Source organism: Bacteroides sp. AF34-31BH (assembly GCF_003602795.1).
In the GTDB taxonomy this organism is placed as follows: Bacteria; Bacteroidota; Bacteroidia; order Bacteroidales; family Bacteroidaceae; genus Bacteroides; species Bacteroides uniformis.
Genome location: NZ_QTLV01000005.1, coordinates 193541 through 217672, shown reverse-complemented (window position 1 = coordinate 217672; position 24132 = coordinate 193541). Strand labels below are relative to the sequence as shown.

Here is a 24132-nt window from a genome sequence, read left to right as displayed (position 1 = left end):
TAATATCAAAGATTCATTGTGTTCTTCAATTAATACCAAAGAACTCGGATGCAAATGTATGGAGGAACAAGAAAAGAATGTCGAGAAATTGTTACGAAGAGTATATGATTTCGTTAATCAAGGCTTCTAAAATGTTACTAAAAAAGGTATAATTTGTTTTCCGTCCCTTCTCTAAGCCTTTTGAAGAGGGGCTATTCTTCCCATTCCCCTCAATACCGGAATTGGTTTCACCTCACTTTTCCATCCCCAATATACTTTCTCCGGAGTACAAAGAACCATTTCTTTCTAAAAACGTTCTCAAGGAAGAACAACCTAAAGCTTAACAGATAATGAAAAAATTAGTAGTATTTGCAGTACTTGCCGCAATCGTGGCAAGCTGCGCCGATGACAATCCGCCCCAGATAGAAAAAAGCAGTGAGTTGGTATCACCACGACTTTTGATGGACGTGTCCACAGAAAGCGGACAAAGCCCGCTGACCGGCATACTGACCATCATGCCCTGCAAGGCGGGCACCTCTATTTATTATGGAAACTACATAAACCGGAAGCTGACACCTTTTTACGGTTACTACCAAGTTAAAGACGGAGCTTTCTATAACGATGGCGTCAATCGAGAGTTATCCTTACCCGCAGGTCTCTATAACATGATTTATTGGGGAACCCCTAAATACGAGGAGCCGATTTATGCACATCCTCTCATGAGGGACCCGGTCTACATCTTAGGCGAAGACATGTCCCGGCAACACTTCTCCCTATTCAAAATGGAAGCGGACACAACCTATTATCCGGTATTCGACCTGGTACACGCCGTCCAGCCTGCCAACATTGGAAGTGAGGACCTGAAAGCATCCCTCAAACGGGTAGTGACCGGACTGAAAGTAATCATCAAGGACAAGAACAACGGCATCCTCAGTTCGAGCATCGACAGCATGGTGGTGCGCATCACCAATATTGCTGGAGAACTGAATTTCTACACCGCCGCTCCTCAAGGAAGCCCACGCACAGTAGCCTTCCCTCTGGTCCGTTCCGTCGACGGTACACAAATGAGCAACGCCACCGTCATGCTCTTCCCTTCTTTCGGGAAACCGGAATTCCAGATGAGCATCATACTGAAAAATGGAAACGTGAAAAGTTTCAAGCAAACATTGAACGGACCTTTGGAAGCAAACTCCAAACTGACCCTGACCCTCACTCTGGGAGACATCTTTTCCGAAGAATCATCCGGAGAATTCACCCTTGACAACTGGAACGAGGAAAGCCAGACAATCGATGTCCCTTCATTGGATTGAGCTTGCAGCATCAAGGAAAGATAGAACGGTGCGCGTCCATCTTATAAAAAGGCAACGTGAACCAGAAAGTGGAGCCCTTGCTCAACTGTGACTCCACCCCTATCTCTCCTTTCAGTTCCTTCACAATGTTTTGCGAAATGGCCAGTCCCAGTCCGGTACCTTGCTTAAAGGAATCCAGCTTCACAAAGCGGTTAAAAATCCCCTGCGCATTCTCAGATGATATCCCCGTCCCGGTATCGGTGACATAAAAACGGATATAGCTATTTTCGGGCATTCCGTAACCAATGGTAATGCTACCGGCAGCAGTAAACTTCAGCGCATTACTGATGAAGTTATTGAATACCTGAGTAATTCTGCGCTGATCGGTATACAGCAGCAAACCGGGCAATGGCGTAACCGTGACCAGACGCACGTCTTTATTGGTCAGCCTGATACTTGTAGCCTGCTCTATCTCGGACACCATTTTATTGATATCCACGTTAGCATAGACATACTCCAATGTACCGGCTTCTATCTTCGACAAATCCAGAATGTCATTGATGAGCTGCAACAGCAGTTCATTATTCCGCTCTATAATATCGAGATACTCCACCCGTTCTTCCTCAGACACTTCCGTGGCCAAAATACTCGAAAAACCAACTATTGCATTGAGCGGAGTACGTATCTCATGACTCATATTGGCCAGGAAAGCCGATTTTATCCGGTTGGACTCCTCAGCCTCCTCTTTGGCCAGACGTAGCTTGCGCTCCATGATTTTCAAATCAGTAATGTCCCAAGCAGTATAAACAATCCACTTGCGACCATCAGAAAGCTTTATAAAATTATTGTTCTGGAAGGTAAACCGCTCCTCGTTCTTCTTGGTAAAAAAACGTCGTATACCTTCTTGTGGAATCCCCGTCTTGACCAACTCTTCATCCTCCTTCCTAATTAAAGCCGCAGCCTCTGGCATTGTTTCAAAATCCGTCTTGCCTATAGCCTCTCTGGCCGAACATTCAAAGAGTTCCTCTGCCTTTTTATTCCAAAAAGTATAGCGCATCCCATCATTCACATCCTTCACTTTTGCCGCAATGGGAAGATTATCAAGAATGCCTTCCAACAGTTGCAGATACCTCTCCCGGTCCCTTTCCCTCAATTTCTTCATCCGCCTCTGCATGAAGAAAAAGAAGAGGCACAGCACCAATGTACCTAAAAGAATGGAAATATAGACCATCTCTCTTTGAACAAACCCGTCGGGAATATCAAGCCTTTCCTGCAAGGTGAAAGCAGTATCGAAAAGTTCGGGGCTTTCAGCCATTTTGTCAGCCAATGCCGGATGAACAAAGATTATACAAAAAGAGAAGAATATCGTCAGTAACCGAATACTTCCGAGAGGTAAAAAAAGAGGAACATGTTTTGTCATAATTGGCAAACATTTAATAATTAAATAGTTAGATAAGATTCCAGCTACTGCAAATTTAGAAAAAAATAAATGCGAAAACAGTATCTACGAAATAAATTTGCATTTTACACCCATTATTTTGTATTTAATGCCGAGAAGAGAATATTTTGAGAATAACCCAATACAAAAGGATGATACAGCACAATCAGCTAATGCCTATATGAGCTTATCAGGAAGGAATCGTCGCTTTTCAAAACATGAGATTAAAACCTTTTTTACGTCCAGTATTGTATTTCTCAATCTCTGACGCAAATGATTTTTTCAGCTGCGCTGCCATAAAGTCCAAGAAAGGCTGACTGTTCTCATCTTCTTGCGACTGCCGCAAAGAAAGAATATAGTCGCCCCTATCTTCTTTAAAGATTTTCGTCGGAAAAAGATGATGGCAGAACTGGATATAGTTCATCAACAAACGAGCCGTTCTCCCATTGCCATCTACCCACGGATGAACGGTTACCAAATTGAGATGAGCATTGAAACTCAATTCATATCGTTCCCGAAATGTTTCCATATTCTTTTGCTTTTCTCTCAATATAGAACAAAGTTCTTCTACTTTAGCGGGAACTTTAGGATAGCTCATATAAGAACACCCGCCCACCCCAGCAGTAACGCCGCACAAACGAAATTCACCTTTAGAAGAATCAAAAGAACCGCCCATTACATTATATACACTCCCAGTAGTACGCATTAGAACAGCATTCAATTTTTGTAAGAAAACAGGCGTAATTTCCGCATTTTGTGCACTTTCTTCTTTGGCGAGTTCGTATGCCTTCTTCAAATCCTCATTCATCAGATGATAGACCAACGGCTTTCCTTTGGCTGTTACCCCCTCATCAAAAAGCAACTGGGTATCCAATTCGGTAAGTGTAGAGCCCTCAATAGCAGTAGAATGGGTAATAAGCGAATAGAGGTAGTACTTTTCATAGTCTACCGACTGACTGATACCAAGCCTCACAAATTCTTGATTCAGTACTTCTATCTCTTGCCAGATATCTGTTCCCATGAGCAAAGGGCATAAAAGATAAGTATAAAAAGAAAGCGGGAAAAGCATTAAAACTTTCCCCGCTTCTTTATTTCGTACCCCTAAGCGTTCTTTTCTCGAACCAATTCTTACATGATTTGGATTTGATTTGGGAACTGCGAGAGTTCATACCGTTATAAAAGTCAAGCCTCAATATTGGAGGTAGAATATTTAATGAAAATAGGCAAGTACAGTAAATAATATATTAGATTCAAAATGAGTTTGTATTTACTTCTTATCTAGTTAATACATAGAAGATAACACCGTAACTCGGCTCTCAGAATACCCCTTTTTAGTAGGTATGATTGATTAAAACAAACGGTTCTGTGAATAAAATTTTCTGGTCCAGATATTTTTTTCTGTGAAATCAACCTACTATTCTTTACATTCTTACTTCATTTGACTATTTATCTAGTATAAAATCAATTAATATGGATAATATAGGAAAGAGAATGTATCGCAATCTTGGAGACGATACCAAAGCAAAAATCAGCCAATCATTAAGAGGTAGAAGTAAGTCAGCTTCGCATATCCAAGCAATATCACAAGGCATGACTAATTACTGGAAGACTATACCAGTCAAACCAGATGATAACCCAAGTGACAAGACAGAAAAAGAGGGGCAATAACCCCTCTCTTTTCATAGTCCTTTGATATACTCCATTATCAAAGGGGGAAATTGTAGCCTACAGAGTACATTTCCCACAAGAATAAAAGAATAACTTTAATTTTTTAATGACATCGCAATATGAAACGAAACGATTAATCACTTTTGATAGAATTAAAATCAAATCCAACTATAAATATCTTCTCAATACTAAAGTGAAGTTTAATGAAATATTTCATTCACGTAGTGGGGAGAAAATAGGTATATTTTATAGTTCTAAAGATGATATAAATATACCTTATAACCTTTATATAGCTGTCAGCTATATAAAACAAACCTTAACTTTTGAATTTTCCAGTAAGATTTTGAAAGAAAAATACCCAGACTTAATTTCAAAAGATACTATCAAAGAATGTCTAACCAATATAAATCAACTAAATATTTGTGATATTGACGTAGATAGTATCTTGTCAAATGGGGCTATTACATCAGTAGATGTAACTTATGATGCAAACCTTATTCTAAGTGATAATCTTCTGGATGTTCTTAATTCGCAAGTAAATAACTATAGACGCTTCAAGTGGGCACATTACGATAAAGAGGGCATCACTTTTACTAAAGATGTGAAATCCAAAGATTGTACGGAGACAATCACCTTATATAATAAGGAAAAAGAGATATGCACCAGCCACAATAAAGACTTCTTAAATAGTTTATCACAACCGCAATCGATAATAGACTATTTCAAAGGAAAAACCCGATTTGAAATTACATTAGACACACCTAAAAAGATAATGAAGTATCTGAATTTGACTGATACCAAAATATTCAGTGTCCTAAACTCCGATACAAAACCTATTCTTACTCAATTTGACAAGGTTTTCGGTAATTCTACAGCCAATATGCCAAACATAACTTTTGACGATTACGAAAATTGGGCAATGAAAATCATTCTTGAAAGGTACAACGGTGACTTAAAACTACTGGAGCAAGATGTTAGAAACAAATTCAACTCACGTAGTGGGGCAAGTAAACGAATGAAAAAGTTTGAAACGGTTTATCATGCAATGACATCAGCCTCAACCAGCGAAAACCTTATTGAAAAGGTACGTAATCTATTGTTTTGATGAGGCTTGTGTATCAAAACAAAAAGTGTATCAATATAATCTGTCAAAAGACCTATTGATACACTTTTTCTTGTATCACTTTAATCTAAAAGATTAATATTTCTTTGATATAGGAAAGCCATAATCATAATCTTTAGCTTTCATTGCTCGATAGTCTGTATAAATATAATCGTCTCGCCAATATAACGATGAACCATTATTTATATCAATATAGATATAGGTTCCACCATCAAATTCCCTCTTACTCCAACTTCCTTTCCCTTTTCTACCAGACAATTCTTTGGCAAGTTCACTATCACCTGCCCAACGTTCGGTAATACTAACTGTCTTATCACTAAATAGCATTAATGTATATTCCGTACCAATTACATCATGATAGACATAGAAAATGCCAGTAGAAGGAGTATCCGATTTACTATCGAATATGAATATATTGAGAAAAAGGATAGTAATAGGTACTATAATAAGCATTCCTATCTTAAATAATAGCTGTTGTTTTTTAGACATTTTTTGAAAATCATCCGTAGCAAAATCATTGGTATGCTCTGCCCAATATTTCATAATATTTTCTGCAAGCCTGTCTTTTTGTGAAGAATTAAACTGTTCATCAGTCTCTTCTAAAATGACTTCATTGTCAGCAAGAAATAACTCCTGTAACTTATCTTGAACACTATCCAAACTTACATTACCACTATTAGGCATAAAATCATTATAAGAAATTCGAATCATTTTATTACATATTTTCAATTAATAATACTTGCTTTTGTAGTCCAAGATACTGTAGTATAGACAAATAAAAAGCGTGGACTAAACTTTGTCTACGCTTTCAGAGGTATCGCCAAACACCATGCAACCATAAACAAGTAAAAGCCCACGCCATAAGCGTGAGCATCAACTTTTACTCTTGGTTGCTTCATAAAATTGGCGATTTTCTGAAAAGCAAGAATACAAGCTAACGCTTTTTTATTTTATATGTCTTTTATCTGTTTTATGCCATAGGCTTATCTTTTATGATTACCATTGCAAAGATATACAATTCCTATCAAACGATGATACTTAGCTAACAGATTTTTGTACTGTTACCAAAATCCCTTTTCGGATGATACATTTACTGTTTTGATACGGTTTATCACTTGTTACTCGGTAATTTCGTAATGTCCCCAATGCTACACCAAGTTGCTCTGGTGTAAATTTGGTATAAACGGCTGTTAAAGAGCCAAAGTAGAAATGAAGTCCAGATATTTCTACATGAACAACCGTCCTTTCTTGCTTATTTTTCATTTTATCTATTTTTTATCTGACAAAGGAATGATAAATATTTAATATTTACCATATTTCTAGCCTTATTTAACACGATAAATGATTTATATTAAATATACATCACTATCTTTGCATCATAAACAAGTAAAGCCATGAAAAAAGTAGTAATCTTTGCAAGAGTATCAAGTACCAACGGAACACAAGACTATGAACGTCAAATAAATGATTTGCAGACATTAGCCTCAGCAAACAACTGGACGGTTGAGGCTGTATTTGCAGAAAAGGTATCTGGAGCGAAAAAGAATACTGAACGCATAGAATTAATGAATATGATAAACTATATCAATTCACACAACATACATAAGGTACTGGTAACCGAATTGTCCAGACTTGGACGTGATACTTTACAAGTTTTGCAAGCTATAGAAATACTCAATCAAAATAGAGTTTCAGTGCTCATTCAAAATTATAATATTGAAACACTTACTCCAGAGGGAGAAATCAATCCAATGAGCCAATTTCTCGTCACTATACTTGCCGAAGTAGCACGTATGGAGCGCAAGACCATTCGAGAACGTGTAGCGAGCGGCTATCAGAATTTCCTCAATAATGGTGGTAAGGTAGGGCGAAAAATGGGATATACGAAAAGTGATGAGGCTATGAGGGAAGAGTATGGAGAAGAAATTAGACTATTGAAAAGAGGGTATTCACTACGAAATACCTCAAAACTGACAGGAACAAGTATCAATACCTTGCGGAAATTAGCCAAATTAACATAATTTACACATCAAAAGTGGTAATTGTATCTATAGGTCGTATATTTGCAATGTTGGTACATCAATTCACTTAAAAAAAAATATCTTTTACTTCAAATAATGATATATGGGGCAAGAAGCACATTCATGCCTAGGCACTTCCTTGTCTTGTGGATTGATTGAATGTGTAAGAATAAGTTGCATCATACATTGCAACACAATAATACCAGTATCTAATGATACCATTGGAACAATGCGCAACGATACTCAATAAAGGTAAAGAAAAATACGATAATGAACAAGTAAAAATAGTGAGACAATATCTATACCTATTAGCAGAATTGCAGATAGAGAATGAAAAAATAGCATTAACTAAAAAACAAGAATTATGAATGCAAATGTGATAATATATTGTCGAGTAAGTTCGGATGAACAAACATTAGGAGCCAGCTTAGACGTACAAGAAGAACGCTTACGGAAGTTTTGTAACCAAATGGGATATAACATCATTGACAATATCCCATACAGAGAGGACGAGAGTGCTAAAACATTTGAGAAACGTCCTGTCATACAAGGAATAATGAATTATATACGTAAAAACAAAGGTAGAGTAAACAAGTTACTATTCTTACGGTGGGATAGATATTCACGAGACATTATCAGTGCCAGTGAGAACTTAAAAGAATTACTCAAATTGGGAGTTGAACCAAATGCAATCGAAGCACCTTTAGACTTCAATTCTGACACTTGGCCCCTATTATTGGGAGTACACATAGGCTCGGCACAATGCGACAACATCAAGAGGTCAAAAGCTACAATGGACGGCATTCATGGAACATTAGCAAAAGGAAAATGCGCTAATAAAGCACCAAGAGGATATAAGAATGTACGTATTAGTAAACATGAAACCCATGTAGAAATAGATACCAATACAGCACCATTTATACAAGCCATGTTTAAAGAAGTGGCTAAAGGCATTGAAACACCTTGTTATATCCGTAGGAAGTTTGCAAGAAAAGGATATAATATACCCGAAAGTTCATTTCTTGAAATGCTACGCAACAAATTTTATATCGGTAAAATTCGTGTGCCAGCATACAAAGGAGAACCCGAATATTATGTAAACGGTGAACATGAAGCAATTATAGATGAAGAAACATTCTATAAAGTTCAAGAAATATTAGACGGCAAAAGAAAGAAAATACCTAAACTATCCAAAGCCATTAATCCTGACTTATTTTTGCGGAAGTTTTTAATCTGTCCCGTATGTGGTTGCGCCTTAACTGGTGCTACAAGTTCGGGCAATGGCGGCAAATACACCTACTACTTTTGTTGTCACAATCAAAAACATATAAGAATGAGAGCAGAGAACGTAAACGAAGAGTTCGCTCGATACACAGCCCAATTAAAGCCCAATAAAACGGTATTGGACTTGTATAACGAAATTCTAAAGGATTTGCAAAACGAACGCAAAGGAGAAAGCAAAAAAGAAGCAGCAGCACTGCAAAATGAACTTTCTACCGTCCAAAAACGCATCAACAGCATTGAAGATAAATATCTGGACGGGGATTTAACCAAAGAACAATATAACAGAATGTTGGAGAGATATACCAAAGAAGCCTCAACCATACAACAACAAGTTGAAATGCGTGAGAACCCTAACCGTAGTAATATCGAACCAAAACTAAACTACTCTATCAATCTGATAAACAATATAGATAGCTATATAAGAAATGCGTCTGTAGGGGTGAAAATTAAGCTGATAAGTTCGATGTTTCCCGAAAAAATCGAATTTGACGGAAAAACATATCGAACCAATTCTTATAACAAAGTGCTTGATTTAATCTATCAGCAAACCAACGAGTTACGAGGAGTAGAAAAGAAAAACGGAGAGAGTTTTTCAACTTTCTCCGCTTCAGTACCCAGACCCGGTACAAGCCATAGAAATCATAGGAAAATAAAAGAATTTATCTTCCTTATTATCAACTATTTGAATATTTCCTATTTTCTCTATTTTTGCCATATTTTGCCCATTTTCCGTTATTCAGTACACTTTTAGTACACTTTGAAATATCATTTTCTTTTGTACCTTTGCAATATTGGAAAACAAAAGAAAATCAACTATTTAGCGTAATCACCCGGTTATGGTACCTAAATCGGGATAAAACCTCTAAACAATGGCAAAGTTAGAAAATAAAACGAAAGAAAACCCCAAGTTAGAGCAAAATAAGCTCTCGGATGGTAGAATCAGCCTTTACTTAGAGTATTATTTAGGTAGAGAGGAAAAGCCCGTATTAGATGAAAACGGCAATCAAGTGTACTATGATAGTGGAAAGATGCAAGGTAAGCCCAAGTTTGCAGTAAAGCATAACAGGCGAAAAGAAAACCTTAGTCTGTATCTGATAGATAAGCCCCGTACCCCTGCGGAACGCCAGCAGAACAAAGAAACATTGGAGCTTGCCACAAAGATACGTGCGGAGCGTGAGCAGGAATTTAAAGAAAGTATGTTGGGCTATCGGTTGAAAAAAGATAGAACGGTCAATTTCTTAGACTATTTCCAAGCCTATATCAACAGTTATACCAAGAAAGATATTCGCATGGTACAAATTGCGCTTAGCCGTTTTAAGGACTTCTTAAAAGAGCAATACCCCATGAATGAGTTTAGTATCAAACCGGAACTTATCACCAAAGAAATGATGGAGCAGTTTGTAGCCTATTTGCAATCCCGAAGTGTGGGTGAAGGTGCTAAAAGCATTTACCAGCGTTTCAAGAAAGTTATTCGATATGCGATTGACCACGATGTAATGTTGAAAGACCCATGTAAAAGTGTTACCTGTAAAGTGGATAGCCAAATGCTTCGAAAAGATGTTCTTTCTCCCGAAGAAATACAAAAGTTGGCGGCTTGCCATTATGACAACGAGAACCCGAATGTCAGACGGGCTTTTATCTTCTGTTTATACAGTGGTTTGCGTTTCTGTGATGTAAAAGACCTTACCTATAAGAATGTGGATTACGCTAATCGGTTATTGAAATTTGAACAAAGCAAGACAAAGGGACATTCTGCCAGTAGTGGTGTGGTTATTCCCCTGAATGATGGTCTATTGTCTATCATTGGTGAAGCCCCGGCAGATAAAAACTGTTTGATATTCGATTTACCTACTTACGAAAGTTGCTGTAAATCAGTAAAGCGTTGGGTAAAGAGAGCCGGGATAGACAAACATATAAGCTGGCATTGTGCCCGGCATTCGTTTGCCGTGAACATTCTGAACAATGGGGCAAATATCAAAACCGTAGCCAGCCTTTTAGGGCATAGCGGATTGAAGCATACGGAGAAGTACACCCGTGCGGTGGATAAATTGAAAGAGGAAGCAATAAACAGCTTGCCCGAACTAAAGTTTTAACCATAAAAGACTTATCTTTGTAACTATGAACTTTGAAGCATTAGTAAAACATATCAGCACGATACAGAACACGTTGCAGGCACAAGCCGCACATGCTGTAAACCTTGCCCTTACTTCCCGTAACTGGCTTATGGGTTGCTATATTGTAGAATTTGAGCAGAACGGAGAAGACCGTGCCGCCTACGGTGAACAACTGTTGAAGAAGCTGGAACAACGACTGAAAACAAAAGGTCTGAATGAACGTAGATTCAGGGAATTTAGACGGTTGTACCTTGTTTATCCACAACTAAAAGAACCTGTTACACAATACATTGCATCACAAATTCAAATTCGGCAGTCATTGACCGCCGAATTCACTGAACCAATTCGGCGGTTGGTGACCGCCGAATCTGAAAATGGAGTTTGGAAACTATCAACAGAATACCCACAAACCGAAACATGGATGATTCCGGCTGATAGATTATTCAATAGATTATCTTCCACCCATTTAAACACTATATCGGGAATTGAGAACCCGGTAAAACGTGCTTTCTATGAAATGGAAACCATTCGTGGCTGCTGGTCTGTAAAGGAGTTGGAGCGACAAATCGCATCTTTATATTACGAACGTAGCGGACTATCCAAAAACAAAGAAGCCCTCTCCGCTTTAGTCCAGCAACAAGCAACCTTATTACAACCTAAAGATGTTATCAACACCCCTGTTACTTTGGAGTTCTTAGAGTTGAATGAACGTGCATTGGTGACAGAAACTGATTTGGAACAAGCCATTCTTGACAACCTGCAACACTTCCTGTTAGAAATGGGACATGGCTTCTGTTTTGAAGCCCGGCAAAAACGTATCTTGATAGACGAGGATTATTTCTTTGCCGACCTTGTGTTCTATCACCGCATTTTGAAATGCCATGTTATTGTAGAATTGAAGATAGATAAGTTCCGCCATGAGTACGCTTCGCAACTAAATATGTATCTGAACTATTTTAAAGCGGAAGTGATGCAGCCGGATGATAACCCACCTATCGGCATTTTGCTCTGCACCGAAAAGGGAGATACCTTGGTTAAGTATGCCACTGCCGGGTTAGACCCAAATATTTTTGTGCAAAAGTATAGGATAGAACTTCCAACAGAAGAAGAAATAAAAGTATTCATTTCTTCCTCAAACTATGAGAGTTACAAACTTTAAAATTGGCGAAAAGAAAAAAGATTGTTTCTTCTTTCGCCAGCACATATATTTTGCAGGCTACAAAAGTTAGTTTGGTACGTTTTGGATATATATACAAAAGCACAAACTAAACTCACAATAAAGTAGATTAAAAAAAAGAGAAGATGTTTTGATAAAGTCAGGAATCTATTTTCCCTTTTTAAGAGAACAACTCACGAGGTTATTCTATATTTTAATTGCAATTAGTTTATAGTATGGAAGATTTTAACTCACAATATGCCAACCATTCGAAATTAGAACAGCTAAAGCAGTTCATTTTGGAACATGGTACTTATATCGAACTCAAAAAGGGTGAACAATTCACTATTCAAGGCAAAGTGAATCATCGGGGAGCTTATATCGAACACGGCTTATTGAGATATACTCGTGTGGATGAAAAAGGGAATATACATATAGTAGGATATACTTTCTCCGGAGAGTTTACAGGAAGTTTATGCACACTTATAGAGCCTAATCAACCGTCATTAGTAACAATTGAAGCCGTTTGCGATACAAAGATTTGTTATATACCCTATTTAAAAGTAGAGGAATTCTTTGCCACAAATGTAGAAACCATGCAAGTAAAATGTACTCTTATTGAACAATCATACTTATTAATGTATCATAGATTAATAGATATGTACTGCAAGACTACGGCAGAACTGTATCTTGACTTATTGAATAGATGCCCCGATATTCAAGAGTACATTACGTTAAAGGAGATTGCCTCTTTCTTGCAAGTCACACCGGAAACAATCAGTCGCATACGCCGTGGACTGAATAAATAGCTTACGACAATGAAAGATTTTAATTCATACCTCGACAATTTAGACTATTCCCTCGTAAAAGATTTATTTCATGAAAAAGGGAAGCAACGTATATACCACAAAAAAGATTTCTTTATTCGTCAGAATGAAATATCACGTTTTGCCGAATGGGTAGAAAACGGTACATTCCAATATACATATATTGATGGAGAGGGTGAAGAACACATTGTTGGATACGCTTTCACCAACGAGTTTGTATGTGACTATTCTTCTTTAATGAGAAGTGGCTTATCGTTAGTAAATATTCAAGCCATAACAGAGTGTTCTGTATATGAAATATCCCGTCATGACATTATTGAATATTGGGAAACGGATATGAAAACTCAACGATTCGGAAGGCATGTGGCAGAGAGTCTATTTGAAATGGTATATGAACGATTACTTGATTCATATTGTACGCCTGAAATACGATACAGGAACTTGATGGAACGTTGTCCTAACTTGAAAGAAGTAGTTCCTTTGAAAAGCATCGCTTCATTCTTAGGGGTTACACCGGAAACCATTAGCCGCATACGCCGCAAGTTAGAGATATAACTCACCTTTTAACAATTGTTATATTGGGGTCTTGATAATTGTCAAGACCTTTTTCCTCCACCTTTCATTACTTTGCACACATTGATTAAAAACTATTAGTATGATACGGAAATTAATGAAAGAAGAATATAAAAATGCTATAAACTTATCCTATCAAGTATGTATAGAGTGTGGCATTAACGATTTTACGGAAGAAGGGATTGAAACCTTTAAAAGTTTCGTGTATGACACATCGTTGATGAATACGCTTGACATATATGGGGCTTTTGACAATCATTTATTGATAGGAATAATCGGTGTACATCGGGAAAGGCAACATATATCCCTCTTCTTTGTCTTGCCACACTATCATCGGCAAGGAATAGGAAAATCGTTATTTGACTATATGATGAGCAATTGTAATTTTACTTATATAACAGTTAATTCTTCAACCTATGCAGAAACTTTTTATACATCTTTAGGCTTCAAAAAAGTGGGTAAAAAAGAGATTAATAAAGGTATTGTTAGTATCCCTATGAAGAGAAATATATAATTATTGTCAATCACTTAAAATAGAGATAAGATGAAAAAGAAAATTACTTTATGTATGGTGCTTTCCACATTCATTATTTGCGCCATGTTATGTCTGACAAATTGTAGTAACGATGATGCCCCTACTTCTGTCTTCACCCCCGAAGCCCTGAAGCAAACTACTTGGCAAGCGCAAATGACCGTGTACAATATCGAAGATGAGATAGACTACACAAAACAATCCATTCTTCAGTTTACTAACGAATCAGAAGGCATTTATACAAGGACGAACGAAGAAGACGGATATATGTGGAACACAGATTTTACTTATCAAGTAAATGGAAAAATCATCACGTTCGACAACATAGCAGGTCCGTGGACAGTGATGGAATACACAGGAACACATCTCGTAATGGAAGCCTATAATCCCAATAAGATGGTGTGGACGTTGGAGAAGATGTATTAACCTAAAAATAGCGGATATGAAGATTTCAACAATTCTCTTTTTCTGCCTACTAATGACAGCTTGTATGCAGACAAAATCCTTTCACCGGACAAACGGCTGGTACTACGTAACATCACAGACTACAGACAGCCTTTCACAAACACCTTTCCTTACTGTTATGGATTTCGATTCTTTACGTTTGGAAACTGATGCTTTTGGACACTCGGTCATTACCGGTGTCTTCCTCCAAGATAAATTGCCTATATGGAGAGAAGCCACAACAAAGAGTGTAGGAAAGTACATCGCTTTCGTTTTCAATGACACGGTGATAACTGCTCCTCAGGTTAATAGCCCCATAGAAAGCGGATGTTTCCAAATTTCCAATCCGCATGGATATGATTTGGAACGTATCTTTAGGGAACTACAAAAAGAAATTGATATATCAAGGTTTGGAAATTAAATGTTAACTGGAAAATGGGAACATTAGGTTGCATAAATGATATGCTACAACGGGACAAAGAGAACCGTGAGCTTCGCAAGTTGAATAGAGACAGGATGAAAGAACATCACAAATATCTTGTAGGCAAAGGTAAAAATGCTGATTTATCCAATGTTTCCATTGAAAAGATAGAAGAAATCCGTAAAAAAACCATAGAAAAGGAGCAATCAGACCAAATATATATGTTTAGGATATATATATTTCTTACAATATGCCTTTTAGTGCTATTTTTATTGGGATTACTTTGCTATAAACTATTTTTCTAAATTCCCCCAAAACAACAACTTGCGGATTACAATATTATGAATTGAAATAAGCCTTTTCCTAAGTCTCGCTAAGGCTTATTTTTTATATGAATACATACATGAATCTAATTTTAGAACAGCGATTTTTCCGCTTATTGTCGGAATATTCACAACGTAAAGTTTCTGCATCGGAGTTTACAGAAGCTATTGAGGAATTGGCTACGCATGTAGCCGATTTTGGTATCAACGAACAGGATTACAGTATTTTACTTCGCTATTTTTCCTTTGGTTTACACCGTCTTAAATCGTATCGTGTACGGTTTGAGCAAGAAAAAAATGCCCTATTTGCATTTAATTGATGAAGCGATAGGACTTTTGAACACTGAAATACGCCTTATTGAATGGCGCATCAAATACCCGGAACAACTACAGCAACGCATCAATAAACAGCCCCTTTCCCCTCTCTACCTCGCCGACAAAACAACCCTTATCAATATCATGGAAGTGGTAAGCGGCTTATTCCTCTCCAAAGACATCGTTTATCAGAACGGTAAACCTGCCTATTTAGTGGACTTATCCAAAGGTTTTGAATGGTTGTTTAACATTAAGATAAGCGACTGCCACCAAAAACATGAGGACGTGATAAAACGGAAGCCGGGCAAACTCACCGAATTTCTTAATGGACTGGCAAACCTAATCAAAAATGAACATGATAAGAAAGGATATAGATAATCAGCAACTTATGATTTATTTATAGGGGACTCCATTAGTTCTCCTGTAATTTCTTTGTATCCGTTTTTAGAACTTTGCTTCATCAATCGATTGACAAACAAAATGTATAATCTGAAAAATGAAGCAATTATGTATATAGACAATGACGAATTTGGTGGATGGATGCAGAAGCTGTATGCCAAACTGGAAGAACTCTGCAAAGATGTACGGGTACTACGCAATGCAGACAGGGTACTGCCCGAAGATGATAACCTATTGGATAATCAAGACTTGTGCCTGCTGTTCAAAGTAAGCATCAAAACCCTGCAACGCTACCGGGCTATCGGTGCGTTGCCATACTTCACTATCAGCGGAAAAGTGTATTACAAGGCTTCCGATGTCCGGGAGTTCATCAAGGAAAGGTTCAGCGTCACCACGCTACGCCAGTTCGAGAAAGAACACTGTACGAAGAAAAAGAAGTGAATCTGAAAAGCCGGAACGGTGAATGTGCTTCATCCATCCCGGCTTTCCCCGTTTATGGCTTACCCAGCTTATCAGCTTCTTTCTTTAGCTGTTCGGCTTGCTCGTTCAACAGCCTTGCACGTTCCAGTGCTTCCGCCTGCTTTTGGATGCGGTATTCAAAATCCATCACTGAATCGGTCAGACTTCGGATAAAGCCGTTATCCCGTTGCCATTTGAACTTGTTTTCCAGTATATCAAAAGTTTCCCCGTCTGCCTGTCCTTGCATCAGCAAATAGCGGTATTTCATATCGTTGTCCTGTAACTGCTGCATACGTTCAGCCAAACGGATATTCAAGAATATGGAAACGGAACAGATAACCAGCACTGCCGAAAAAAGGAACAATCCCGGACGAATCCAAGAAGCGACCTTGTTGCAAATCCGTTGATAGAGCGGTAAGGGTATAGCTTCCTCTTTATCCGTCTTGCAAGAGCCCAAAGCATCAAGCATTACCTTGAAACAACGGTAGGTTTCCAATACTATTTTCTTGGTGTCCTCGATATGTTTCTGCTGACCTTGCATCCTATTCCTTATCTCGTCAAGCTGGCTTCGGATAGCCTGCAAATCCTTTTCGGGAACAGCCGGGTTACTGTGCAATTCCGACAATGCCTGTTCGATTGCGTTCAGTCTTTCAAGAGTTTCCTCCCGACTGGCTGGCGTTACCTGTGCTTCCTGCTTCTCTTTCAATTCAGTAACCATTGAGAGAAGCCCCTCTAAAATCAAATTTTTCTCCATGTGTTTACAAATTAAGTTGTTTTTTCTTTTTCTTCTTCTTTCTTAAATTCAAGTTTGGTTCTTCATCCGCAGGGGGTGATGAAGCGGTGAACAGACCGAGTGAGCCAGTTATCAACGGACTGTCAGTCTTTCCCTGTGTCGGCAATGGCTCCCGAACGGGTGTAAAAGCTGTCTGCCGTTGATTTCCGACCGTATTCAGTCCTGCATCCCCGAAACATTTATCCAGTTTGGAGAAACTAAAATTGCGGTCTATCTCCGAACCCTTGAACGTGTATTCGCCTTTGGAAAAGGAAACGCCCTGTATCTCGCCCGTCTGCCCCTTGTACTTGAACCGGACAGTAATACCCTTTTCCGCTAACCGCTCCTGTAACTGCCGCCAGTTCTTGAACTTCCCGATTTCGTTCTTTACAGCCGTGTAAATCTCGTATTTCGACTTGTCCGGCTCTTTCAAGCGGTGCTGCTTTACCTGTTCTTTTCCACCAGCAAAATAAAGCCCGTGTTTGGTTTTCAGCTTCTTGCATACCTGCTCGTTACGGTACATATCGTTCCTGTCCGAAATGGTCTTGCCGTTGTTGTCTATGCGGTTGAACACGATATGCACATGTGGGTGTTCCCGGTCTTGATGGCGCACGATGATATACTGCGTATCGGTGATTTTCATTTCACGCATATACTCCTGCGCAAGCTGTACCATCTTCTCGTCTGTCAATTTGGGTGCATCCACTGCCGAATAACTTAACGCAATATGTCCGACAGGCTTCTTCAAATCGGGATTCATCCCGGTCTGCATACAGAAGCTGCGGATTATATCGCCCCGGCTTTCAGTCAGAACCCCGTCCGCATGAAGCAAAACCGCCTGCTCCTTACCAAGCACATAGTTCACACAGCCCTTAAACCCGCTTCCCTTTTTTATTTTTCCAATCATCCGACAACTGATTTATAATTTCGACAATCCTGTTTTTGAGTTTCACCAGTTCCACCGCCACCAGTGCGAAACCTCCGGCATTCGCTCGGTGCGCCAGTTGGTTGATGTTGTTGGCTTCCCCTGCCAGCTTGCGGATGGTGTCCGCATCCTGCCTATTCAGCCGGGGTATGACCTCTGCCGAAACAACCGCCTGCCGGACATACTCACTGACACGCAACCCGGCTTCCCCGGCTCGCTTCCTGATGGCATAATACTGCAACTCGGTCAGCTTCGTGCTGACTACCCGTTGCTGCTTCTCTATCCGTTTCTTTGCCGGACGTCCCCCCGGCTTATCCTTTATATTCGTCATAGGTTTTTACATTTAAATGGTATCTTAAAAATTGCGACCAACGGGAGAAATTTTCTTTGCTGTCAAGCAAAGCAAGGTAGTTTCGGTTTACCGAAACATAACCTTGCTCTCCAAATTAAACCGCCTGTCGCTGGTAATCCTGCCGGACTAAATGCCCCTGCCCCTTTTCTGTCTTGGGGCGGCACGTTGTCCGGTTTCCTGCTTTATCTCCTGCGCTTGGCTGGTGCTGTTCTTCTGTTCCTGCTTCCTGCCGCACAGGTAATCGTTCAAGTCCGAATACCCCCTGTAATTGCCCGAGAAGTCACGCACACGGTAGGAGTATTCCAATTCGATAGCCCGTGTCGCTTCATATCCTGCCTTGTCATTGTCAAGCATACAGTGGATGCGTTCATACGGGTACAGCACGTCAATAGCTTTCGGCACATTGACAGTAGAGTTGAGTATGACATAATCCTGCCTGTCAAGGTCGGGCATGGTCGGGCAGTTCTTCATCCGGAGCGTGAGGAAAGAAAGATAGTCCATAAAACCCTCGAATACCAAACACTTCTCTCTCGGCTCTCCCTGCTGCCGTATATGGGTGATGTCTTTCGGGGCGATGCAGCCTTTGAAAAAGGAATTGCGAACCTCGTAACCTCCTGCTATGTTCGGGAAACCGATAGCAAAGAACGGTCTGCCGTTATTGGTAAAATGGAGTTCCTTACATTCTCTTTTTGCCAGTTCGATATTGATACCCCGTCCCTCCAAGTAACGGAGCAATGCCGGATGGGTCAAGTCACGGACTTCCAAATGTTGGAAACTCGGTTCTGTCCTACGCTGGGGAAAAGAAAAACTGACCGGGCGGACGTGCGGTGTCTGTTCCGCTATCCGGTTTAACAGGTATGGCAGGCTGTCGGAGCAATAGAGTTCCTTTGCCAGTGCGATGATGTTGCCGCCCTTGCCTGCGCCAAAGTCATACCAAAGGTTGCGGTCAGTGTTCACCTTGAAAGACGGTTCGTGTTCCTCCCTTAACGGTGATTTGTACCATAAGCCGTTACCCTGCTGCTTGACAGGAGAGTAACCTAAACTATGCAGATAGTCTGCGATGGGTATTTGTTTCACATCTTCGATGTTCATAACATTTTCTTTTTTGGGGATTAAAAAATAGTTGAAAAGTGCGCCAGTCCTGTTTAGTCCGTTATATATATACCCGTACCATACTAAACCTGCCTGTTCCGATACAGGGAAATAGTAAGTCCGTTCCTCTTATATATACACCCGGACTAAACCAAACTGACTTTTAATAATGGAAATCGGGATTATAGCGGTAGCCCTTGCCCTCTTTCACAATCATGCGCTTGTTCACAAGGAACTTGTTCAAATCCACATGGATATTGCGTCCACGCTTGTAGCCGATACTTGCATAACCCTGTTTCAAGGTCTTTAGGACATTCTCGTAACCATATATGACCTGTTTGCCAAAACCGTTTTCCAAAGCTGTCCTGTGCTGTTGCTCCGTCAGTTCTGCCAGTGGAAAGCCCCTGTCTTGGCTGGGTTGCTTGAATACATAACCGTCCACGGCTTCGGGCAATGCGCTGTCGTTGATACGGAATGCGAACGGGTCAAACTCCCGGTCACGTATGTGCATCGCCTTTACCTCGCTTATGTTGCCGTCCTGCGTACTTTTGGTAATTTGCAGGACGGTTTCAGCCTTATTGTTCAGTTCCGTACCGATATGCCCCCTTGTGTTGTCATCCCCCTTGTTCAAATGCAGTACGGTATGGATATGCAGGTTATATCCGCTTGACCAGCGCATCAAGAGGTTGATTAGGTCAGTCGATTCGCTGGGGCTGTTGATGTCATACATCAAGTCACGGATTCCGTCAATGATGAGCAACCCCACATCGGGCATATTTTCAAGCATATAACCGATAATCTGTTTCCGCTTATCGGGTGTCTGCTCCCTTAGCACGATGAAAACAAAATCGTCCCTGTCCTTGTCGGTAGGCAGTCCGGCAAGCCGCAAAATACGCTCCATGACCTTGTGGCAATGGTATTTGCTCTGCTCGGTATCTACATAGAGGATTTTCCGTTTGTTCGGTGGCAGGTATGCCGAATACTTCAATACCTCGTCATTCTTCAACGCTGCCGCAACGATAGCGGAAATGTTGAATGTCTTTTTGCTCTTGGCTTTACCCGTGGATGCACTGAAATTACCCAACGTGCCAATGGTAGAGCCGTTCACCCAGAGTATTTCGGGCGGCACTTCGTAAGTGTCCGTCACCTTTAGATGAATGGTTTTCCAAAGGGCTGCGAAATCCTCTTTCTGCATGGTGATGTCCTGCCCGGCTTCTGTCGCTTTTCTATTTTCCATAGCCGTTATTTCTTTAGAGGACGGTTAAGGATATACTTCTGCGCTTCCTGCTCTATCTGCGCCTGCGTCTTGACCGGGTTCTGACGCAACCATGCTTCCAACTCCGCTTTCTCAAAATAAAGCATTTTGCCCTGCGGCTTGTAATGGGGTATCAAGTTACCCGAAGTCAGCTTGTACAGGTAACTTTTAGAAAGGTTCAAGAACTTGCTCGCTTCATCGAAGCTAAGCACGTTCTTTGAAAGGAACAACATCTTTTCGAGTTCGGAAACTCTTAACTCTAAATTTTTTTCCATATTGTTTAGGAATTTAGGTGAAACAATATGAAGGTGCGCACCCTCGTTTTTTTGTTAACGGGGGCAAAGTTAAGAGCTTGAAAATGAAGTCTAATTGACCTTTGTTTGAGCGTTCAATCTATGCTCAACCTTTTTGCAGTTGTTTGATGTATTTGTCTATGATTTCATATCCTTTCGGATAGATGTTTTTCGCTTGGTCTGTCGCACTCGACAGGTCAGTACGTGTAAGCGGTTCACCTTTTATCTTCTTCAATATCAGTTTATTGTTTGCTATGACAGACTGCCATTCATAAACGATGTAATTATAACAGCTAAGTTGCATCATAAGATAGGCTAACAGACGGGTATTATTAACTTTCAATACCCCATTCAGTTTGCAGTTGAAAAAATCGGTAAGTATTTTGGCACTGACGGTAGTAGTAAACATATTCGCTTCATTCACACAGTCGGTCAGAAGTTTGATTTCATTAGCTTTCAACGTGGACTTGAAAGGATTGCTTTTGCCCACAATCTTGGTTGGATTAGTATCTGCACTTTCCTCTTTCTCTTTTGGCAAGGCTTGCTCTTGGATGGCAACCGCATCTGTATGGTAATTGCTTTCCTGTTCTTGCAGATAGCGCAAATATTTGGAAAGCACGACAAGATTAACGATAATGGACAAATAAGGAAGCCGCCCATCATAACAGGACGGTTCATGCAAATATGCATCCATATCAAAATCAGAGCAGCGGAAACCGATATACTTTTTTCTTTCATCAGAATTCAAGTCCTCAAAATAACCACTTTCCCACAAAAAATCGGGAATATCCATGTCCAATACAATGTTACGCACGACACGGTATTTTTGTTGGATGGCTACAATATTTTCAGTCACACGGAAAATTTCTTGTCGCAAATAATCCTTTAGCTGGGCTTGCGTCAAATATTCACGTTTTAAAAATAGTGCATCTACTTTAGTTTTATAGTCATGAGCTATACAACTATCTAATATCTTCTGTATTTCTCTGAAATTGGTTTCTATATGATTTTCCATAATCGTGTGCCTTTAAACGTTCTTACTACAAATATAAGGTAAGAATCTCACTTTTCCCGAAAACATCGGCAATAATAAGGAAGAAAAGATAGGATAAGCGTTAAGAAATTATAAAGATATGGGGAAGAAAACTATTAAAGTACACCTTTTCTTTGTATTCGTCATTCAGTACACATTTAGTACGCCCTATAAAAGCAGAAAACCCTGATAATCAGGTGATTATCAGGGTTTATTCGTACCCAGACCCGGGGTCGAACCGGGATGGAAGTGAATCCACTGGTGTTTGAGACCAGCGCGTCTACCGATTCCGCCATCTGGGCATGTTTGACTTCTCAAATGCGGTGCAAAGATACAGCTTTTTTCTAAACCTGCAATACTTTTCCTAAAAAAAGGCGAAAAAAACGATAAAACCTGCTTGAATCATTCCTTGTTTGTAAAATATGCAGTACATTAGCAGAAACTTTTAAAATCAATAGCATGGTAACCAATAAGGATAATTTCTGTGTAATTATGGGCGGAGGAATCGGCAGCCGTTTCTGGCCATTCAGCCGCAAGACACTTCCAAAACAGTTTCTGGATTTCTTCGGTACAGGACGTTCCTTGCTGCAGCAAACCTTCGACCGCTTCAAGCAGGTAATCCCCATGGAAAATATACTTATCGTAACAAATGACTTGTATGCCGACCTTGTAAAAGAACAGCTTCCCGAACTTAAACCCGAACAGATTCTACTGGAGCCGACACGCAGGAATACAGCCCCCTGCATTGCGTGGGCTTCCTATCATATCCGCGCCTTGAATCCGAACGCCAATATAGTGGTAGCTCCTTCGGACCACTTAATCCTGAAGGAAGGCGAATTTCTGGCAGCTATCGAAAAAGGGCTGGACTTCGTTTCCCAATCGGACAATCTGCTGACACTCGGCATCAAGCCCAACCGTCCGGAAACCGGATATGGCTATATACAAATAGCCGAAGCCGCCGGTGATAATTTCTACAAGGTAAAAACCTTCACTGAAAAGCCCGAACTGGAACTGGCAAAAGTATTCGTGGAAAGTGGAGAATTCTATTGGAACTCTGGTCTGTTCATGTGGAACGTAAATACCATCATCAAGGCAAACGAAGCCCTGCTGCCCGAGCTGACTTCCAAACTGGCCCCCGGCAAAGATGTGTATGGAACAGTCCAAGAGAAACAATTCATTGATGAGAACTTCCCTGCTTGCCCCAATGTCTCCATAGACTTCGGCATCATGGAAAAGGCAGACAATGTATATGTGTCATTAGGCGATTTCGGCTGGTCTGATTTAGGAACCTGGGGGTCTTTGTATGATTTGTCTCCCAAAGATGAAGCAGGCAATGTAGCCTTAAAATGTAAATCCCTCATCTATAATAGCAAAGACAATATCGTGGTGCTGCCCGACAACAAACTTGCAGTTATCGACGGTTTGGAAGGTTATCTCATAGCCGAGTCGGACAATGTATTACTGATTTGCAAGAAAGATGAAGAACATACCATCCGCAAATATGTGAATGATGCCCAGATAAAACTGGGAGAGGAATACATTTAAATTAAAAATTAAAGGATAGGTGCCGAAGGCAAAAAAATAGCGGGAGCTGGATGAAGTCCAACTCCCGCTTCCGTTTATTTAGGGGAGGAAAATAAACCGATTAAAGCACTGCACGGATAGCTTCTGCCACAGCCTTGAATTCTTCGTCCGTCAGTTTCAGTTTGGGATTGGAGAAAAGCATATCTTTTTCGTTCTGCATAGGAATCAAATGTATGTGCGCATGAGGCACTTCCAGCCCCAATACCGCTTCTCCTACCTTTCTACACGGAAAGGCCTTGCCGATGGCAAGCGCCACTCTCTTGGCGAAAACATGCATCGCCGCCAAATCCTCATCGTTCAAATCGAAGATATAATCCACTTCCTGCTTGGGAATGACCAATGTATGACCTTTTACCAACGGATTGATGTCAAGGAACGCAAAGAATCTGTCATCCTCCGCCACCTTGTAGCAAGGTATTTCACCTGCGATAATTCTACTGAATATTGTTGCCATAGCTATA

The 24132-nt window shown here is 40.1% G+C and carries 29 protein-coding genes, 1 tRNA gene and 1 pseudogene; 18 read left to right on the top strand and 13 right to left on the bottom strand.

The genetic code is table 11. From position 1 onward, the window contains the following. Positions 1–329 precede the first annotated feature (329 nt). Positions 330–1289 (top strand): FimB/Mfa2 family fimbrial subunit, encoded by a 960-nt coding sequence (locus DWZ67_RS10460; RefSeq protein ID WP_005833650.1) that lies wholly within the window; start codon positions 330–332, stop codon positions 1287–1289. A 10-nt stretch (positions 1290–1299) separates the two neighbouring features. Here DWZ67_RS10460 and DWZ67_RS10455 read toward each other — a convergent pair whose 3' ends face one another. Together DWZ67_RS10455 and DWZ67_RS10450 are read right to left on the bottom strand one after the other, a co-directional pair. Next, complete coding sequence (locus DWZ67_RS10455; protein ID WP_005824402.1) at positions 1300–2688, bottom strand: PAS domain-containing protein; 1389 nt, start codon at positions 2686–2688, stop codon at positions 1300–1302. A 229-nt stretch (positions 2689–2917) separates the two neighbouring features. Next, positions 2918–3727 (bottom strand): Fic family protein, encoded by an 810-nt coding sequence (locus DWZ67_RS10450; protein WP_120138804.1) that lies wholly within the window; start codon positions 3725–3727, stop codon positions 2918–2920. A 449-nt stretch (positions 3728–4176) separates the two neighbouring features. Between DWZ67_RS10450 and DWZ67_RS10445 the strand changes: the two genes are divergently transcribed. Both DWZ67_RS10445 and DWZ67_RS10440 read left to right on the top strand, forming a co-directional pair. Continuing rightward, positions 4177–4374, top strand: a complete 198-nt coding sequence (locus tag DWZ67_RS10445; protein WP_032571534.1) for a hypothetical protein — start codon at positions 4177–4179, stop codon at positions 4372–4374. Positions 4375–4480: 106 nt separating this feature from the next. Beyond that, the gene (locus DWZ67_RS10440; RefSeq protein WP_120138785.1) at positions 4481–5479 is read left to right on the top strand and encodes a hypothetical protein; all 999 of its coding nucleotides are present in this window, start codon (positions 4481–4483) and stop codon (positions 5477–5479) included. A gap of 93 nt (positions 5480–5572) precedes the next feature. Here the strand turns inward: DWZ67_RS10440 and DWZ67_RS10435 are convergent, their stop codons facing one another. After that, positions 5573–6208: a hypothetical protein gene (locus DWZ67_RS10435; protein ID WP_120138783.1), complete on the bottom strand. Its 636-nt coding sequence runs from the start codon at positions 6206–6208 to the stop codon at positions 5573–5575. A 327-nt stretch (positions 6209–6535) separates the two neighbouring features. Beyond that, entirely contained in the window at positions 6536–6760 is a 225-nt protein-coding gene (locus tag DWZ67_RS10430; protein WP_120138781.1) for a hypothetical protein, read from the bottom strand. A 131-nt stretch (positions 6761–6891) separates the two neighbouring features. Here DWZ67_RS10430 and DWZ67_RS10425 point away from each other — a divergent pair, with 131 nt between their 5' ends. The 14 genes and pseudogenes from DWZ67_RS10425 (at position 6892) to DWZ67_RS10365 (ending at position 16347) form a co-directional block, all read left to right on the top strand. Continuing rightward, on the top strand, positions 6892–7518 hold the full coding sequence (locus DWZ67_RS10425; RefSeq protein ID WP_120138779.1) for a recombinase family protein: 627 nt from the start codon (positions 6892–6894) through the stop codon (positions 7516–7518). Between the two features lie 212 nt (positions 7519–7730). Further along, positions 7731–7886, top strand: a complete 156-nt coding sequence (locus DWZ67_RS20095; protein WP_165852469.1) for a hypothetical protein — start codon at positions 7731–7733, stop codon at positions 7884–7886. Continuing rightward, positions 7883–9427, top strand: a pseudogene (locus tag DWZ67_RS20615) (recombinase family protein); the annotation flags it as partial. The gene DWZ67_RS20095 and the pseudogene DWZ67_RS20615, both read left to right, overlap by 4 nt. Positions 9428–9671: 244 nt before the next feature. After that, complete coding sequence (locus tag DWZ67_RS10415; protein ID WP_005944350.1) at positions 9672–10895, top strand: site-specific integrase; 1224 nt, start codon at positions 9672–9674, stop codon at positions 10893–10895. Between the two features lie 25 nt (positions 10896–10920). Further along, positions 10921–12075 (top strand): YhcG family protein, encoded by a 1155-nt coding sequence (locus DWZ67_RS10410; RefSeq protein ID WP_005944347.1) that lies wholly within the window; start codon positions 10921–10923, stop codon positions 12073–12075. A 233-nt stretch (positions 12076–12308) separates the two neighbouring features. After that, on the top strand, positions 12309–12881 hold the full coding sequence (locus DWZ67_RS10405; protein ID WP_005944344.1) for a Crp/Fnr family transcriptional regulator: 573 nt from the start codon (positions 12309–12311) through the stop codon (positions 12879–12881). 9 nt (positions 12882–12890) lie between these two features. Beyond that, positions 12891–13454: a Crp/Fnr family transcriptional regulator gene (locus tag DWZ67_RS10400; protein ID WP_005944341.1), complete on the top strand. Its 564-nt coding sequence runs from the start codon at positions 12891–12893 to the stop codon at positions 13452–13454. A gap of 100 nt (positions 13455–13554) precedes the next feature. Then, positions 13555–13986, top strand: coding sequence for a GNAT family N-acetyltransferase (locus tag DWZ67_RS10395; RefSeq protein WP_005944338.1), 432 nt, complete (start codon positions 13555–13557; stop codon positions 13984–13986). 30 nt (positions 13987–14016) lie between these two features. Beyond that, the gene (locus DWZ67_RS10390) at positions 14017–14430 is read left to right on the top strand and encodes a hypothetical protein (RefSeq protein WP_005944336.1); all 414 of its coding nucleotides are present in this window, start codon (positions 14017–14019) and stop codon (positions 14428–14430) included. 16 nt (positions 14431–14446) lie between these two features. Continuing rightward, a complete protein-coding gene (locus DWZ67_RS10385; RefSeq protein ID WP_005944333.1) occupies positions 14447–14869 on the top strand; it encodes a SecDF P1 head subdomain-containing protein in 423 nt (140 codons plus the stop codon). Between the two features lie 14 nt (positions 14870–14883). Beyond that, complete coding sequence (locus DWZ67_RS10380; RefSeq protein ID WP_004323652.1) at positions 14884–15174, top strand: hypothetical protein; 291 nt, start codon at positions 14884–14886, stop codon at positions 15172–15174. 98 nt (positions 15175–15272) lie between these two features. Continuing rightward, entirely contained in the window at positions 15273–15512 is a 240-nt protein-coding gene (locus tag DWZ67_RS10375; RefSeq protein WP_080720260.1) for a hypothetical protein, read from the top strand. Continuing rightward, positions 15466–15885: a hypothetical protein gene (locus DWZ67_RS10370; RefSeq protein ID WP_004323654.1), complete on the top strand. Its 420-nt coding sequence runs from the start codon at positions 15466–15468 to the stop codon at positions 15883–15885. Before DWZ67_RS10375 ends, DWZ67_RS10370 begins: the two co-directional genes overlap by 47 nt. Positions 15886–16014: 129 nt before the next feature. Next, positions 16015–16347: a helix-turn-helix domain-containing protein gene (locus DWZ67_RS10365; protein WP_004323655.1), complete on the top strand. Its 333-nt coding sequence runs from the start codon at positions 16015–16017 to the stop codon at positions 16345–16347. 52 nt (positions 16348–16399) lie between these two features. Here the strand turns inward: DWZ67_RS10365 and DWZ67_RS10360 are convergent, their stop codons facing one another. From DWZ67_RS10360 to DWZ67_RS10325, 8 genes are all read right to left on the bottom strand, one after another. Continuing rightward, the gene (locus DWZ67_RS10360; RefSeq protein WP_005944331.1) at positions 16400–17119 is read right to left on the bottom strand and encodes a hypothetical protein; all 720 of its coding nucleotides are present in this window, start codon (positions 17117–17119) and stop codon (positions 16400–16402) included. A 4-nt stretch (positions 17120–17123) separates the two neighbouring features. Then, positions 17124–18044: a relaxase/mobilization nuclease domain-containing protein gene (locus DWZ67_RS10355; RefSeq protein ID WP_008642636.1), complete on the bottom strand. Its 921-nt coding sequence runs from the start codon at positions 18042–18044 to the stop codon at positions 17124–17126. Continuing rightward, positions 18010–18393, bottom strand: a complete 384-nt coding sequence (locus DWZ67_RS10350; RefSeq protein WP_004310825.1) for a MobC family plasmid mobilization relaxosome protein — start codon at positions 18391–18393, stop codon at positions 18010–18012. The genes DWZ67_RS10355 and DWZ67_RS10350 overlap by 35 nt, the downstream gene beginning before the upstream one ends. Before the next feature lie 147 nt (positions 18394–18540). Then, positions 18541–19506 carry a toprim domain-containing protein gene (locus tag DWZ67_RS10345; protein WP_005944329.1) on the bottom strand — a complete coding sequence of 322 codons (966 nt, stop codon included), beginning with the start codon at positions 19504–19506 and terminating at the stop codon, positions 18541–18543. Between the two features lie 163 nt (positions 19507–19669). Then, on the bottom strand, positions 19670–20743 hold the full coding sequence (locus DWZ67_RS10340) for an AAA family ATPase (RefSeq protein ID WP_004323659.1): 1074 nt from the start codon (positions 20741–20743) through the stop codon (positions 19670–19672). 5 nt (positions 20744–20748) lie between these two features. Further along, a complete protein-coding gene (locus DWZ67_RS10335; protein WP_005944327.1) occupies positions 20749–21036 on the bottom strand; it encodes a helix-turn-helix domain-containing protein in 288 nt (95 codons plus the stop codon). A 124-nt stretch (positions 21037–21160) separates the two neighbouring features. Continuing rightward, entirely contained in the window at positions 21161–22069 is a 909-nt protein-coding gene (locus DWZ67_RS10330) for a hypothetical protein (RefSeq protein WP_007479974.1), read from the bottom strand. A gap of 236 nt (positions 22070–22305) precedes the next feature. Further along, positions 22306–22389: transfer RNA gene (locus DWZ67_RS10325), tRNA-Leu, on the bottom strand. 157 nt (positions 22390–22546) lie between these two features. Here DWZ67_RS10325 and DWZ67_RS10320 point away from each other — a divergent pair. Beyond that, on the top strand, positions 22547–23632 hold the full coding sequence (locus DWZ67_RS10320) for a mannose-1-phosphate guanylyltransferase (protein WP_005824399.1): 1086 nt from the start codon (positions 22547–22549) through the stop codon (positions 23630–23632). Between the two features lie 100 nt (positions 23633–23732). Here the strand turns inward: DWZ67_RS10320 and DWZ67_RS10315 are convergent, their stop codons facing one another. Further along, the gene (locus DWZ67_RS10315; protein WP_005824396.1) at positions 23733–24125 is read right to left on the bottom strand and encodes an HIT family protein; all 393 of its coding nucleotides are present in this window, start codon (positions 24123–24125) and stop codon (positions 23733–23735) included. Between the last annotated feature and the right edge of the window lie 7 nt (positions 24126–24132).